The sequence below is a fragment of the Streptomyces sp. NPDC127197 genome, from assembly GCF_042672405.1.
Classification (GTDB): domain Bacteria; phylum Actinomycetota; class Actinomycetes; order Streptomycetales; family Streptomycetaceae; genus Streptomyces; species Streptomyces flavusporus.
Genome location: NZ_JBHXVG010000006.1, coordinates 85,651 through 98,615 on the forward strand (window position 1 = coordinate 85,651; position 12,965 = coordinate 98,615).

Consider the following 12,965-nt stretch of genomic DNA (forward strand, 5'->3'; position numbering starts at 1 on the left):
GGTCCCCGGGACAGTGCCCGGGGACCCTCAACCGACCGTGAAAGGAGTCGACTTAGCGCTCGACTTCGCCCTTGATGAACTTCTCGACGTTCTCGCGAGCCTCGTCGTCGAAGTACTGGACCGGCGGGGACTTCATGAAGTAGCTCGACGCGGAGAGGATCGGGCCGCCGATGCCGCGGTCCTTGGCGATCTTCGCGGCGCGCAGGGCGTCGATGATGACACCGGCGGAGTTCGGGGAGTCCCAGACCTCCAGCTTGTACTCCAGGTTCAGCGGAACGTCACCGAAGGCGCGGCCCTCGAGGCGGACGTACGCCCACTTGCGGTCGTCGAGCCAGGCGACGTAGTCGGACGGGCCGATGTGGACGTTCTTCTCGCCGAGGTCCCGGTCGGGGATCTGCGAGGTGACGGCCTGCGTCTTAGAGATCTTCTTGGACTCCAGGCGCTCGCGCTCGAGCATGTTCTTGAAGTCCATGTTGCCGCCGACGTTCAGCTGCATCGTGCGGTCCAGGATGACGCCCCGGTCCTCGAACAGCTTCGCCATGACGCGGTGCGTGATCGTGGCGCCCACCTGCGACTTGATGTCGTCGCCGACGATCGGGACGCCCGCCTCGGTGAACTTGTCCGCCCACTCCTTCGTACCGGCGATGAAGACCGGGAGAGCGTTGACGAAGGCGACCTTGGCGTCGATGGCGCACTGGGCGTAGTACTTCGCCGCGTCCTCGGAGCCGACGGGCAGGTAGCAGACGAGGACGTCGACCTGCTTGTCCTTGAGGACCTGGACGATGTCGACCGGCTCCTCGGCGGACTCCTCGATGGTCTCGCGGTAGTACTTGCCGAGACCGTCGAGGGTGTGGCCGCGCTGGACGGTCACGCCGGTGTTCGGCACGTCGCAGATCTTGATGGTGTTGTTCTCGGAGGCGCCGATGGCGTCCGCGAGGTCGAGGCCGACCTTCTTCGCGTCGACATCGAACGCGGCGACGAACTCCACGTCACGAACGTGGTAGTCACCGAACTGGACGTGCATCAGGCCGGGGACCTTGGACGCCGGGTCGGCGTCCTTGTAGTACTCGACTCCCTGCACCAGCGACGCGGCGCAGTTGCCGACGCCGACGATGGCTACGCGAACCGAACCCATTCCGGTTGCTCCCTGTGTGTACTCGGTGAGGCCCTGACGGGAACCTCACATGGCGGTGTCGTCGGGCGAATCCGGCCGGGAGGTGTCCCCGGGCCGGGGCAGGTCGCCCGACGCTCCAGATGTGGTGTCCTGCTGAGCGGGCCCCCCGGTGGCGGAACCACGAAGGTCCCGCCCGGCCCGCTCGCTCTCGATGAGCTCGTTCAGCCAGCGCACTTCGCGCTCCACGGACTCCATTCCGTGGCGCTGGAGCTCAAGGGTGTAGTCGTCGAGGCGCTCCCGGGTGCGGGCCAGGGAGGCCCGCATCTTCTCCAGCCGCTCCTCCAGCCGGCTGCGGCGGCCCTCCAGTACGCGCATGCGTACGTCCCGGGAGGTCTGGCCGAAGAAGGCGAACCGGGCGGCGAAGTGCTCGTCCTCGTACGCGTCGGGGCCCGTCTGCGCGAGCAGCTGCTCGAAGTGCTCCTTACCTTCCGCCGTCAGCCGATAGACGATCTTGGCGCGGCGTCCGGTCAGTGGGGCGGCGAGGGCTTCCTCGGATGTGTTCCCCGGTTCCTCGATCAACCAGCCGTTGGCGACCAGCGTCTTGAGGCAGGGATAGAGCGTCCCGTAGCTGAACGCACGGAACACGCCCAGTGACGTATTGAGTCGTTTGCGCAGCTCGTAGCCGTGCATCGGTGACTCGCGGAGCAGGCCGAGTACGGCGAACTCGAGGATCCCGGAACGCCGGCTCATCGTCGCCCCCTCTCTGCTGCGGTCGGACCGTCACGGTCTTTATGCCGTGCTGATGTATCGACTCGATACATCAGCACGATAGAACGGTGTTGTGGATGCGACAAGAGCGTGGACGGTGAACGGGATCACATCACTGATTCGTTGCAAGTAAGTTGCCTGATTTGGGGTGAATTTCAGACCTAGGTGGGTTTCGTGGCTGCGTAGTCTGTGCGGCATGCACACCACCGGGAACCGAGTTGCGTCTGGGGGCGTCCTCGTCCTCGGTGCAGTACGGGTGAATGCGGGACCGACCACATCCGTACTTCGGGGGGACCGGAAACCAGCCGCCGTTTCCAGGCGCGCCAGGGTGCGCCTGCCCTAGGAGTAGTCGTTCGATGAGCGAGCACCGTCGCAAACCGCCGCAGCCGCAGGGAGGCGGACGTGCCGCGGCCCGACGCGGCCAGTCCGGTGCGTCCTCCGGCCGCCGTGCGGCACCGCGAGGCGCCACCGGGTCCCCATCCGACTCTTACGGGTCGGGTTCCCCCGGGCCGGGAGGCGAGGAGCGGCCGTTCGGCGGCCGCGCCGAGGCCCGGCGCGCGGCACAGAGAAGCGTGGGTGGCCGCCGCAGAGCGGCGGACCCCGGCCGGAGTGGCCGGCGGGCCGTCCCCGGCGGCCCGAACGGGCCCGGGCGGGGGCGCGCGGCGGCCTCCGGCAGAAAACGGCTCGTCGACTATCCGCGGGCGGGACGGTACGGCTGGCGCCGCTGGGTGCCGTCCTGGAAGCTGGTCTCCGGGCTGTGCCTTGCCTTCTTCGGCAGCCTGGTGGCCGTGGCGGGTATCGGCTACGCCATGGTCACCGTCCCGAACGTCGCGGACACCGCGAAGGCGCAGAACAACGTCTACTACTGGGCGGACGGCACCGAGATGGTGTCGACGGGCGGCGAGACGAACCGGCAGATCATCAACCTGTCGCAGATCCCGAAGGACATGCAGAACGCCGTCATCTCCCAGGAGAACAAGACCTTCCGGACCGACAGCGGTATCGACCCGAAGGGCATCGCCCGAGCCGTGTTCAACATGGCCCGGGGCGGCGAGACCCAGGGCGGCTCGACCATCACCCAGCAGTACGTGAAGAACGCGATGCTGGACGACCAGTCGCAGACGATCACCCGTAAGTTCAAGGAGCTGTTCGTCTCCATCAAGGTGGGCGCCTCGGTCGACAAAGACAAGATCATGGAGGGCTACCTCAACTCCGCGTACTACGGCCGCAACGCCTACGGGATCCAGGCTGCCGCGCGCGCGTACTTCAACAAGGACGCCATCGATCTGGACGCGGGCGAGTGCGCGTTCCTGGCGGCCACGCTCAAGGGCGCCACGTACTACGACCCGGCGGGCGCGAAGTCCATCGACCCGGTCGGTGCCACCCCCGAGGCCAACAGGAAGCGAGCCCTGCGCCAGATGCAGGACACGCTGGAGAAGATGGTCGAGTACGGCCATCTGGACGCCGCGGAACGCGCCAAGTACACGAAGCTTCCCAAGGTCCAGAACCCACGCTTCAACACCGCGCTGAGCGGCCAGATCGGCTATCTCGTCGACCTGGCCAACGCCTACCTCATCAACAACAGCGACACGACCGGCATCACCGAGCGGAAGCTGCGGGAGGGCGGCCTCTCGATCAAAACGACCTTCGACAAGAACAAGGTCGATGAGCTCGAGAAGGCAGTCAAGAAGGTCCAGAAGGCCAACATCAAGCCCAAGGAGCGTCCCGACACGGACACCCACGTCCAGTTCGGCGGGGCCTCGGTGAACCCGGACACCGGAGCCATCGAGGCCATCTACGGCGGTGAGGACGCGACCAAGCACTTCACCAACAACGCCGACGAAACCGGCGCCCAGGTCGGTTCGACGTTCAAGCCGTTCGTGCTCGCGGCGGCGATGAAATGGGGCGTGCGCGATCCGGACCTGGAGCCGACGCAGGCTCAGGACGAGCGCACCGTCGTCTCCCCGAAGAGCCTGTACAGCGGCAAGAACAAACTCAAGATCAAGGACTACGACGGGTCGGTCTGGCAGAACGAGAAGGGTGAGGAGTGGCTGCAGGTCAACGACGGTGACAAGTCGGAGGGCAGCCCGCCGAACTACCAGATCGACCTCCGTGAGGCGATGCAGTTCTCGGTGAACTCCGCCTTCGTACAGCTCGGCATGGACGTCGGTCTGGACAAGGTGAAGGAGGCCGCCCTCGACGCGGGCGTGCTGGAGAGCAGTCTGGCCGGCACCGACTACCCGTCGTTCTCCCTCGGCATCTCCAAGCCCAGTGCGATCCGCATGGCGAGCTCGTACGCCACGTTCGCGGCGAGCGGCGAGAAGCGTGATCCGTTCTCCGTCTCGAAGGTCACGGACAAGGACGGCCCGGTCTTCGAGCACGAAGTCAAGACCACGCGGGCCTTCGAGTCGAAGGTGGCCGACAACGTCACCGACGTCCTGAAGACCGTGGTCGAGGACGGTACTGGTACCAACGCCCAGCTGCAGGGTCGTGAGGTGGCCGGCAAGACCGGTACCACCGACGGCAACAAGTCGGCCTGGTTCGTCGGCTACACCCCGCAGCTGTCGACGGCGATCAGCATGTTCCGGTATCCCGACGACGAGACCATCAAGAACCGCACGTTCCTCGAGATGTATGGAACGGGTGGGCAGAAGTCGATTCACGGTGCCTCGTTCCCTGCTCAGATCTGGCACGACTACATGGAACAGGCGCTGAAGGGCGAGAAGGCCGAGAAGTTCCCGACCCCCGAGCCCATCGGCGAGGTGGTCAACGACGTTCCGCCCCCGAGCCCCACTCCCACGGTCACCGAGACCGAGGAGGAGGAGAGCCCGACGCCGACCCCGACGCCCAGCGAGTCGCTGATCACTCCCACCCCCTCGGTGACGGAGACCTGCGGCTTCTTCGGCTGCGAGGAGCCCGATGGCGGCACCGACAACGGCGGTACCGACACCGGAGGCACGGATGGAGGGGTGCCCGTCTCACCATCGCCCACGGATACGGGCGGGGAGAACGGCAACAACGGCAATAACAACGGTGGCAGCCTCTTCGGCGGGACCGGTTAGCAGCCGTATCGCCGGACAAGGGTGTTTCACGTGAAACAAGGGCCGCCGCACCCCCAGGTGCGGCGGCCCTCGGCGTACTCCTGGGCGCGTACGGCAGGATGTGCCCCATGCCCAGTGCAGAAACGACGCAAGCGAGCGCGCATGAGCCGGACCAGGTGCGGCCCACCACGGCCGACGAGGTCGCCGCGAGCGGCAGTGAGCTGATCGGCGGCCCCATCGGGCGGCGCGCCCTGCTCGGGACGTCCTGGTGGATGCCCGTACGGGTGATCGCTCTCGTGGCGATCGGGATGTTCGTCCTCGGACTGGTCCAGAAGGCGCCCTGCTACAACGGCGCCTGGTTCTTCGGCGCCAGTTCGCAGTACACGCACGCGTGCTACTCGGACATTCCGCACCTCTACAACGGGCGCGGTTTCGCCGATGGGCTCGTGCCGTACTTCGACAAGCTCCCCGGCGACATGGAGTACCTCGAGTACCCGGTGCTGACCGGTGTGTTCATGGAGGTGGCCGCCTGGCTCACGCCCGGCAGCGGCAGCATCCAGGACCAGGAGCAGTGGTACTGGATGGCCAACGCCGGGATGCTGATGGCCTGTGCGGCCGTCATCGCCGTGTGCGTGACCCGGACGCACGCCCGGCGCCCCTGGGACGGCCTGCTGGTCGCCCTGGCGCCCGCCTTCGCGCTGACCGCCACCATCAACTGGGACTTGCTGGCGGTCGCCCTGACGGCCGCGGCGATGCTGATGTGGTCCAGGGGCCGCTCCCTCGCCTTCGGCGTCCTCCTGGGGCTCGCCACGGCGGCCAAGCTCTATCCTGTCTTCCTGCTGGGGCCTCTGTTCGTGCTGTGCTGGCGCGCCGGCAAGTGGCGGGACTTCGGCAAGGCGCTGGGAGGCGCGGCCGTCGCCTGGCTGGTGGTCAACGGGCCGGTGATGCTCTTCGCCTTCGAGGGCTGGTCGAAGTTCTACACGTTCAGCCAGGAACGGGGCGTCGACTTCGGGTCCTTCTGGCTGATCATGGCCCAGAACTCCAGCGACCCGCTCAGCACCGAGACCGTCAACACCCTTGCCACCCTGCTGATGCTGCTGTGCTGCGTCGGTATCGCGGTGCTCACGTTCACGGCGCCGCGCCGCCCGCGGTTCGCCCAGCTCGCCTTCCTGATCGTTGCGGCGTTCATCCTCACCAACAAGGTCTACTCGCCGCAGTACGTCCTGTGGCTGGTCCCCCTGGCCGCGCTGGCCCGGCCCAAGTGGCGGGACTTCCTGATCTGGCAGGCGTGCGAGGTGGCGTACTTCCTGGGGATCTGGCTGTACCTCGCGTACACGACCAGCGGTGACGCCCACAAGGGGCTGCCGACCGACGGCTACCACTGGGCGATCGGGGTGCACCTGCTGGGGACGCTGTACCTGTGCGTCATCGTGGTGCGCGACATCCTCGTGCCGGACCGCGACGTGGTGCGCCGGGCCGGCGAGGACGACCCCTCGGGCGGTGTGCTGGACCGTGCGGCGGATGTCTTCGTCCTCGGCCCTGCGGCCCATCCGCCGCAGCACGCGGCCCACTTCGAGGCAGCACAGGTGGAATGGGGCAGCGGGAAAGCGACCGGCGGTTCGCTCTGAGCGAACGGGCTCCGGAGGTGTCGTAGGCCGCATGACCGGCCATGTGAAAGGCCGTACACGGAGATGCCGTGTACGGCCTTCTGGTTGCCGTGGGGCAGGTCCGCCGCGGTCAGCGGTCCATGAGCCGGTCGAACTGCGTGGTGGTGTGCCGCAGATGGGCCACCAGTTCGTCGCCGACCTTCGGTTCGGGGGCGTCGGCCGGAACGAACAGGATGGACACCTGCATGTGCGGTGGCTCGGCGAACCAGCGCTGCTTGCCGCCCCAGACGAACGGGGAGAGATTCCGGTTGACCGTGGCGAGGCCGGCCCGGGCGACGCCCTTGGCGCGCGGCATGACGCCGTGCAGCGCCTTCGGGGCCTCCAGGCCCACCCCGTGCGACGTACCGCCCGCCACGACCACCAGGAAGCCGTCGGAGGCCGCCTTCTGCTGCCGGTAGCCGAAGCGGTCGCCCTTGGTGACGCGGGTGACGTCCAGGACCGCGCCGCGGTACTCGGTGGCCTCGTGGTCCCCCAGCCACAGCCGCGTGCCGATACGGGCGCGGAAGCGGGTCTGCGGGAACTGCTGCTGCAGCCGGGCGAGTTCGTCCGCCTTGAGGTGGCTGACGAACATCGTGTGCAGCGGCAGCCGGGCCGCACGCAGGCGGTCCATCCAGCCGATGACCTCCTCGACGGCGTCCGAGCCGTCGGTGCGGTCCAGCGGCAGGTGGATCGCGAAGCCCTCGAGACGGACGTTCTCGATGGCGGCGTGCAGCTGCGGCAGGTCCCGCTCGCTGATGCCGTGCCGCTTCATCGAGGACATCACCTCGATGACCACGCGGGCGCCCACGAGGCCGTACACGCCGTCCACCGACGACACCGAGCGGATGACCCGGTCGGGCAGCGGCACCGGCTCCTCGCCGCGCCGGTACGGCGTCAGCACCAGCAGATCACCGCCGAACCAGTCCTTGATGCGCGCGGCTTCGTACGTCGTGCCGACGGCGAGGATGTCCGAGCCCAGCCGCGTGGCCTCCTCCGCCAGCCGCTCGTGCCCGAACCCGTAGCCGTTGCCCTTGCAGACCGGGACGAGCCCCGGGAACTGCTCCTGCACGTGCTTGTGGTGCGCCCGCCAGCGCGCGGTGTCGACGTAGAGCGTGAGCGCCATGGCCGGACCTGGAACCTTTCTCGTGGCTGCGGTGTATCAGAGGTGTGGAAGCTATCGAAGCAAACGTCCGGGGCTCAGCGGCGCGACATGTAGATGTCGAGCGCCTTGTGGAGCAGCTTGTTCAGTGGGAAGTCCCACTCGCCGAGGTATTCGGCGGCCTGCCCGCCCGTGCCGACCTTGAACTGGATCAGGCCGAAGAGGTGGTCGGTCTCGTCCAGCGAGTCGGAGATGCCGCGCAGGTCGTAGACGGTGGCACCGAGCGCGTAGGCGTCGCGCAGCATCCGCCACTGCATCGCGTTCGAGGGCCGGACCTCACGGCCGATGTTGTCGGAGGCACCGTAGGAGTACCAGACGTGCCCGCCGACGATCAGCATCGTCGCCGCCGACAGGTTCACGCCGTTGTGGCGGGCGAAGTACAACCGCATGCGGTTGGGGTCCTCGGTGTTGAGGGCCGTCCACATGCGCTGGAAGTACGACAGCGGGCGGGGCCGGAAGTGGTCGCGCACAGCGGTGATCTCGTACAGCCGCTGCCACTCCTCGAGGTCGTGGTAGCCGCCCTGGACGACCTCGACACCCGCCTTCTCGGCCTTCTTGATGTTGCGGCGCCACAGCTGGTTGAAGTTCTTGTGCACCTCTTCCAGCGAGCGGTTCGCCAGCGGCACCTGGAAGACATAACGAGGCTGTACGTCGCCGAAGCCGGCGCCCCCGTCCTCACCCTGCTGCCAGCCCATGCGGCGCAGCTTGTCGGCGACCTCGAAGGCGCGCGGCTCGATGAAGTCGGCCTCGATGTCACGCAGGCGCTTGACGTCGGGGTTCTGGATGCCCTGCTTGATGGACGAGGCCTCCCAGCGCCGGATGATCACCGGCGGGCCCATCTTCACGGAAAAGGCGCCCTGCTGCTTGAGGTGCGCCAGCATCGGCTGAATCCAGTCGTCGAGATTCGGCGCGAACCAGTTGATGACCGGACCCTCGGGGAGATAGGCGAGGTAGCGCTTGATCTTGGGAAGCTGGCGATAGAGAACCAGGCCCGCACCGACCAGCTCGCCGGTCCGCTCGTCGAACCAGCCGAGGTTCTCCGAGCGCCATTCCGCTTTGACGTCCGCCCAGGCCGGGACCTGCATGTGACTCGCCGACGGCAGGCTCTGGATATAGGCCAGATGCTGCTCGCGACTGATGGTCCTCAGGGTCAGGCTCATTCGGGGCGCTCCTCGGGCTGGTGTGTCCCCATGGGTACAGGGGCTCCGGCTCTCGCGCCGAAGCCTACTGCGCCCTGCGAGCGCCCCGACTGGGCACACGGGACTTAGCCCCGGCCTGTCGCGGCCGGGGCGATGATCAGCGTGCCCCGAGGGGCTCTGTGCGGTGTCGGCCGGTCAGAAGAGGCCGCCGAAGAGGCCACCGTGGGCCATGCCCAGGAAGAAGCCGATGGCCGAGGCGCCGAGGCCCAGGATCAGTCCGGAGCGTTCGCGGGTCGTTTCCGAGATCCACAGCCCGTACGCGCCGGTCAAGATTCCCACCAGACCGGTCCACGAGCTCAGCAGATGCAAGCTGTGGAACATCGCCGTGATGAAGGAGACCGCTCCGAGTACCAGGGTCACCGCGAGCAGCGCGTCCTGGACGGGGTGGGGCCTGTCGTCCGTGGCGAAAAGGGATCCGGCGGTGTTGGGTCGCAATGCCTGTGCCATGGGGCACCTCCTGCGGAAGACGGCGCATCGTAGCGCCATACACACCCGATGTGTACAGATTGACGGTCCTCACGGCCGGATTTCAACCGGAAGCCGGTGTGCGGGTACTCTGTACCCTCTGCACCGGTGTCTGCCCAGGCCGCGGCCGGGAAGCCCGATCGGGCCCCCGATTGTCAGTGGTGGCCGATACCGTTGCTTACGCATCACAACCCTCCTGCCACGGAACGACCGTGGCCGCTGAGTCCAAAGGAGGTGGGTTCCACATGCGTCACTACGAGGTGATGGTCATCCTCGACCCCGATCTCGAGGAGCGCTCTGTCTCCCCGCTGATCGAGAACTTCCTTTCTGTCGTCCGTGACGGTGGCGGAAAGGTCGAGAAGGTCGACACCTGGGGCCGTCGTCGTCTCGCGTACGAGATCAAGAAGAAGCCCGAGGGCATCTACTCGGTCATCGACCTGCAGGCCGACCCTGCGGTCGTCAAGGAGCTCGACCGCCAGATGAACCTGAACGAGTCGGTCCTCCGGACCAAGGTCCTCCGTCCCGAGACCCACTGAGCTCTTCCGCTCAGCTGATCTCGGGATTCGAGTAGCAGCACAAGCAGCCAGCAGCACACCCGCCGAGAGGTTCCCCCATGGCAGGCGAGACCGTCATCACGGTCGTCGGCAATCTTGTCGATGACCCCGAGCTGCGCTTCACCCCGTCCGGTGCGGCGGTCGCGAAGTTCCGTGTCGCGTCCACCCCCCGCACCTTCGACCGCCAGACGAATGAGTGGAAGGACGGCGAAAGCCTCTTCCTGACCTGCTCGGTCTGGCGTCAGGCGGCGGAGAACGTCGCCGAGTCGCTCCAGCGAGGCATGCGCGTTGTCGTGCAGGGCCGGCTGAAGCAGCGGTCCTACGAGGACCGTGAGGGTGTCAAGCGCACGGTCTTCGAGCTGGACGTCGAGGAAGTCGGTCCCAGCCTGCGCAACGCCACGGCCAAGGTCACCAAGACCACCGGTCGCGGTGGCCAGGGCGGTTACGGCGGCGGTGGCGGCCAGCAGGGCGGCGGCTGGGGCGGTGGCCCCGGCGGCGGTCAGCAGGGCGGCGGCGCTCCTGCCGAAGACCCGTGGGCCACCGGCGCACCCGCCGGTGGCCAGCAGGGTGGCAGCGGCTGGGGCGGTGGCTCCGGCGGCAGCGGCGGCGGCTACTCGGACGAGCCCCCCTTCTGAGCCGTACGGCTTCAAGGGTGGGTCGTACCCAAACTTCTTGATCACACAGGAGAAACACCATGGCGAAGCCGCCTGTGCGCAAGCCGAAGAAGAAGGTCTGCGCTTTCTGCAAGGACAAGGTCACGTACGTGGACTACAAGGACACGAACATGCTGCGGAAGTTCATTTCCGACCGCGGCAAGATCCGTGCCCGCCGCGTGACCGGCAACTGCACGCAGCACCAGCGTGATGTCGCCACGGCCGTCAAGAACAGCCGTGAGATGGCGCTGCTGCCCTACACCTCCACTGCGCGCTAAGGGAAGGGTGACCAACACATGAAGATCATCCTCACCCATGAGGTCTCCGGCCTCGGCGCCGCGGGCGACGTCGTTGACGTCAAGGACGGTTACGCTCGCAACTACCTCATCCCGCGGAAGTTCGCTATCCGCTGGACCAAGGGTGGCGAGAAGGACGTCGAGCAGATTCGTCGTGCTCGCAAGATCCACGAGATCCAGACCATCGAGCAGGCCAACCAGGTCAAGGCCCAGCTCGAGGGTGTGAAGGTCCGTCTGGCCGTCCGCTCCGGCGAGGCCGGCCGTCTCTTCGGTTCCGTCACCCCGGCCGACATCGCCTCGGCGATCAAGGCCGCCGGCGGCCCCGAGGTCGACAAGCGTCGTATCGAGCTCGGATCTCCGATCAAGACGCTGGGCGCTCACGAGACGTCCGTGCGTCTGCACCCCGAGGTGGCCGCCAAGGTCAACATCGAGGTCATCGCTGCGTAAGCGCTGCGCTCGCTGAAGCAGTCAGTGGGGCCGCATCCTCTGAGGTGCGGCCCCACTGGTATGCCCGGGGCATGGCGGCGTGTTTCACGTGAAACGCCGTCAAACATTGCTGTGTTTCACGTGAAACCGAGCAGAACGGGCGCGTCTCCTCGCGGCTCGCTCAGCGCGTGGCGCCCGTGACGAGCCAGCGTCCCGAGCGGGCGCGGATCCACAGCGTGAGCATCCGAATCATCATCATCAGCGTCATGGTGATCCAGAGCGCGGTGAGCCCGCCACCGAGGGCGGGGACGAAGAGTGCCACGGGCGTGAAGACGGCCAGGGTGAGGAGCATTGCCCAGGCGAGGTAAGGCCCGTCGCCAGCGCCCATGAGGACGCCGTCCAAGACGAAAACCACGCCGCAGAGCGGTTGGGAGAGCGCCACCACCAGCAGGGCGGGGAGTGCGGCGTCCTTCACGGCGGAGTCGCTCGTGAACAGGGGGAGGAAGGCCGGGCGGCTCACCACGACCAGGACGCCGAGTGCGAAGCCGACCACGATGCCCCACTGCACCATGCGGCGGCAGACGTCGCGGGCTCCCTCGGCATCATTGGCACCGAGATAGCGTCCGATGATGGCTTGTCCGGCGATCGCGATGGCATCGAGCGCGAAGGCAAGCAGGCTCCACAGGGACAGGATGATCTGGTGCGCAGCGATATCGGCGTCACCGAGGCGAGCAGCGACGGCCGTGGCGATCATCAGGATCGCCCGCAGTGAGAGCGTGCGGACCAGCAGCGGTACGCCGGCCTGTGCGGACGCCTTGATCCCGGCGGCGTCGGGACGCAGAGAGGCGCCGTGCCTTCGGGCCCCGCGGACGACAACCACGAGATAGACCGCGGCCATGCCCCACTGAGCGATCACGGTGCCCCAGGCGGAGCCCGCGATGCCGAGGCCGGCGCCGTAGACGAGGCCCGCGTTGAGGACGGCGTTGGCGACGAAACCCGCGACGGCGACATAGAGCGGTGTCCTGGTGTCCTGCAGGCCACGCAGGACACCGGTCGCGGCGAGTACGACGAGCATCGCGGGTATGCCGAGGGCCGAGGTCCGCAGATAGGTGGTCGCGTACGGGGCCGCCGTGTCGGAGGCGCCGAAGAGTTCCACGAGGAACGGGGCCATGGGCAGGACGATGGCGATGACACCGGCGCCGAGCAGCAATGCCAGCCAGATGCCGTCCATGCCCTGGCGGATGGCTGCAGGGAGTTCGCCTGCGCCCACGCGCCGGGCCACGGCCGCCGTGGTGGCGTATGCGAGGAAGACGAAGATGCTGACCGCGGTGGTGAGAAGGGCGGAGGCGACGCCGAGTCCGGCGAGCTGCGCTGTACCGAGGTGGCCGACGATAGCGCTGTCGGCGAGTACGAAGAGGGGCTCGGCGACCAGTGCGCCGAAGGCGGGGACGGCCAGCGAGATGATCTCTCGATCGTGCCGGCGTCGGACGGCCTTGAGGGGCGCGGGAGCCTGTGTCATGAGCACCAATCTAATCGTCCACAGGTAAGAGATGCAAAGCGGTAGAGACCCTTACTCTCCGTCTCGCGGTGTGTGCTGTCGTACACAGTTCGAAGCGATCTTGGGCCGACTGGGAAAGTTTTTCT

The 12,965-nt window shown here is 67.2% G+C and carries 12 protein-coding genes; 6 read left to right on the plus strand and 6 right to left on the minus strand.

Features of this window, described 5'->3' with window-relative positions:
* Positions 1-52: 52 nt before the first annotated feature.
* Complete coding sequence (locus tag ACFVJQ_RS11705; RefSeq protein WP_385782945.1) at positions 53-1,135, minus strand: inositol-3-phosphate synthase; 1,083 nt, start codon at positions 1,133-1,135, stop codon at positions 53-55.
* A gap of 45 nt (positions 1,136-1,180) precedes the next feature.
* A complete protein-coding gene (locus ACFVJQ_RS11710; protein ID WP_385264180.1) occupies positions 1,181-1,864 on the minus strand; it encodes a PadR family transcriptional regulator in 684 nt (227 codons plus the stop codon).
* Between the two features lie 374 nt (positions 1,865-2,238).
* On the opposite strand from ACFVJQ_RS11710, the gene ACFVJQ_RS11715 reads away from it, so the two are divergent.
* Positions 2,239-4,944 carry a transglycosylase domain-containing protein gene (locus ACFVJQ_RS11715; RefSeq protein WP_385782949.1) on the plus strand — a complete coding sequence of 902 codons (2,706 nt, stop codon included), beginning with the start codon at positions 2,239-2,241 and terminating at the stop codon, positions 4,942-4,944.
* Positions 4,945-5,042: 98 nt separating this feature from the next.
* On the plus strand, positions 5,043-6,551 hold the full coding sequence (locus ACFVJQ_RS11720) for a glycosyltransferase family 87 protein (RefSeq protein WP_385782952.1): 1,509 nt from the start codon (positions 5,043-5,045) through the stop codon (positions 6,549-6,551).
* Positions 6,552-6,660: 109 nt separating this feature from the next.
* On the opposite strand, the gene ACFVJQ_RS11725 is transcribed toward ACFVJQ_RS11720, so the two are convergent.
* From ACFVJQ_RS11725 to ACFVJQ_RS11735, 3 genes are all read right to left on the minus strand, one after another.
* Positions 6,661-7,692 carry an alanine racemase gene (locus tag ACFVJQ_RS11725; protein WP_129798823.1) on the minus strand — a complete coding sequence of 344 codons (1,032 nt, stop codon included), beginning with the start codon at positions 7,690-7,692 and terminating at the stop codon, positions 6,661-6,663.
* 74 nt (positions 7,693-7,766) lie between these two features.
* A complete protein-coding gene (gene femX / locus ACFVJQ_RS11730) occupies positions 7,767-8,888 on the minus strand; it encodes a peptidoglycan bridge formation glycyltransferase FemX (protein WP_129798822.1) in 1,122 nt (373 codons plus the stop codon).
* 174 nt (positions 8,889-9,062) lie between these two features.
* A complete protein-coding gene (locus tag ACFVJQ_RS11735; protein ID WP_385510477.1) occupies positions 9,063-9,374 on the minus strand; it encodes a hypothetical protein in 312 nt (103 codons plus the stop codon).
* 263 nt (positions 9,375-9,637) lie between these two features.
* On the opposite strand from ACFVJQ_RS11735, the gene rpsF reads away from it, so the two are divergent.
* The 4 genes from rpsF (at position 9,638) to rplI (ending at position 11,342) form a co-directional block, all read left to right on the plus strand.
* A complete protein-coding gene (gene rpsF, locus ACFVJQ_RS11740) occupies positions 9,638-9,928 on the plus strand; it encodes a 30S ribosomal protein S6 (RefSeq protein ID WP_224737695.1) in 291 nt (96 codons plus the stop codon).
* Positions 9,929-10,005: 77 nt separating this feature from the next.
* The gene (locus tag ACFVJQ_RS11745) at positions 10,006-10,581 is read left to right on the plus strand and encodes a single-stranded DNA-binding protein (protein ID WP_385510478.1); all 576 of its coding nucleotides are present in this window, start codon (positions 10,006-10,008) and stop codon (positions 10,579-10,581) included.
* Between the two features lie 59 nt (positions 10,582-10,640).
* A complete protein-coding gene (gene rpsR / locus ACFVJQ_RS11750) occupies positions 10,641-10,877 on the plus strand; it encodes a 30S ribosomal protein S18 (protein WP_003949403.1) in 237 nt (78 codons plus the stop codon).
* An 18-nt stretch (positions 10,878-10,895) separates the two neighbouring features.
* Positions 10,896-11,342 carry a 50S ribosomal protein L9 gene (gene rplI / locus ACFVJQ_RS11755; protein WP_129798819.1) on the plus strand — a complete coding sequence of 149 codons (447 nt, stop codon included), beginning with the start codon at positions 10,896-10,898 and terminating at the stop codon, positions 11,340-11,342.
* A 160-nt stretch (positions 11,343-11,502) separates the two neighbouring features.
* Here rplI and ACFVJQ_RS11760 read toward each other — a convergent pair whose 3' ends face one another.
* Positions 11,503-12,840, minus strand: a complete 1,338-nt coding sequence (locus tag ACFVJQ_RS11760; protein ID WP_385782958.1) for an MATE family efflux transporter — start codon at positions 12,838-12,840, stop codon at positions 11,503-11,505.
* Positions 12,841-12,965 lie beyond the last annotated feature (125 nt).

Bases quoted from the DNA above. Each gene is read 5' to 3' on its own strand.
- ACFVJQ_RS11705 (WP_385782945.1), bottom strand. From the start codon at position 1,135: ATGGGTTCGGTTCGCGTAGCCATCGTCGGCGTCGGCAACTGCGCCGCG.
- ACFVJQ_RS11710 (WP_385264180.1), bottom strand. From the start codon at position 1,864: ATGAGCCGGCGTTCCGGGATCCTCGAGTTCGCCGTACTCGGCCTGCTC.
- ACFVJQ_RS11715 (WP_385782949.1), top strand. From the start codon at position 2,239: ATGAGCGAGCACCGTCGCAAACCGCCGCAGCCGCAGGGAGGCGGACGT.
- ACFVJQ_RS11720 (WP_385782952.1), top strand. From the start codon at position 5,043: ATGTGCCCCATGCCCAGTGCAGAAACGACGCAAGCGAGCGCGCATGAG.
- ACFVJQ_RS11725 (WP_129798823.1), bottom strand. From the start codon at position 7,692: ATGGCGCTCACGCTCTACGTCGACACCGCGCGCTGGCGGGCGCACCAC.
- femX (WP_129798822.1), bottom strand. From the start codon at position 8,888: ATGAGCCTGACCCTGAGGACCATCAGTCGCGAGCAGCATCTGGCCTAT.
- ACFVJQ_RS11735 (WP_385510477.1), bottom strand. From the start codon at position 9,374: ATGGCACAGGCATTGCGACCCAACACCGCCGGATCCCTTTTCGCCACG.
- rpsF (WP_224737695.1), top strand. From the start codon at position 9,638: ATGCGTCACTACGAGGTGATGGTCATCCTCGACCCCGATCTCGAGGAG.
- ACFVJQ_RS11745 (WP_385510478.1), top strand. From the start codon at position 10,006: ATGGCAGGCGAGACCGTCATCACGGTCGTCGGCAATCTTGTCGATGAC.
- rpsR (WP_003949403.1), top strand. From the start codon at position 10,641: ATGGCGAAGCCGCCTGTGCGCAAGCCGAAGAAGAAGGTCTGCGCTTTC.
- rplI (WP_129798819.1), top strand. From the start codon at position 10,896: ATGAAGATCATCCTCACCCATGAGGTCTCCGGCCTCGGCGCCGCGGGC.
- ACFVJQ_RS11760 (WP_385782958.1), bottom strand. From the start codon at position 12,840: ATGACACAGGCTCCCGCGCCCCTCAAGGCCGTCCGACGCCGGCACGAT.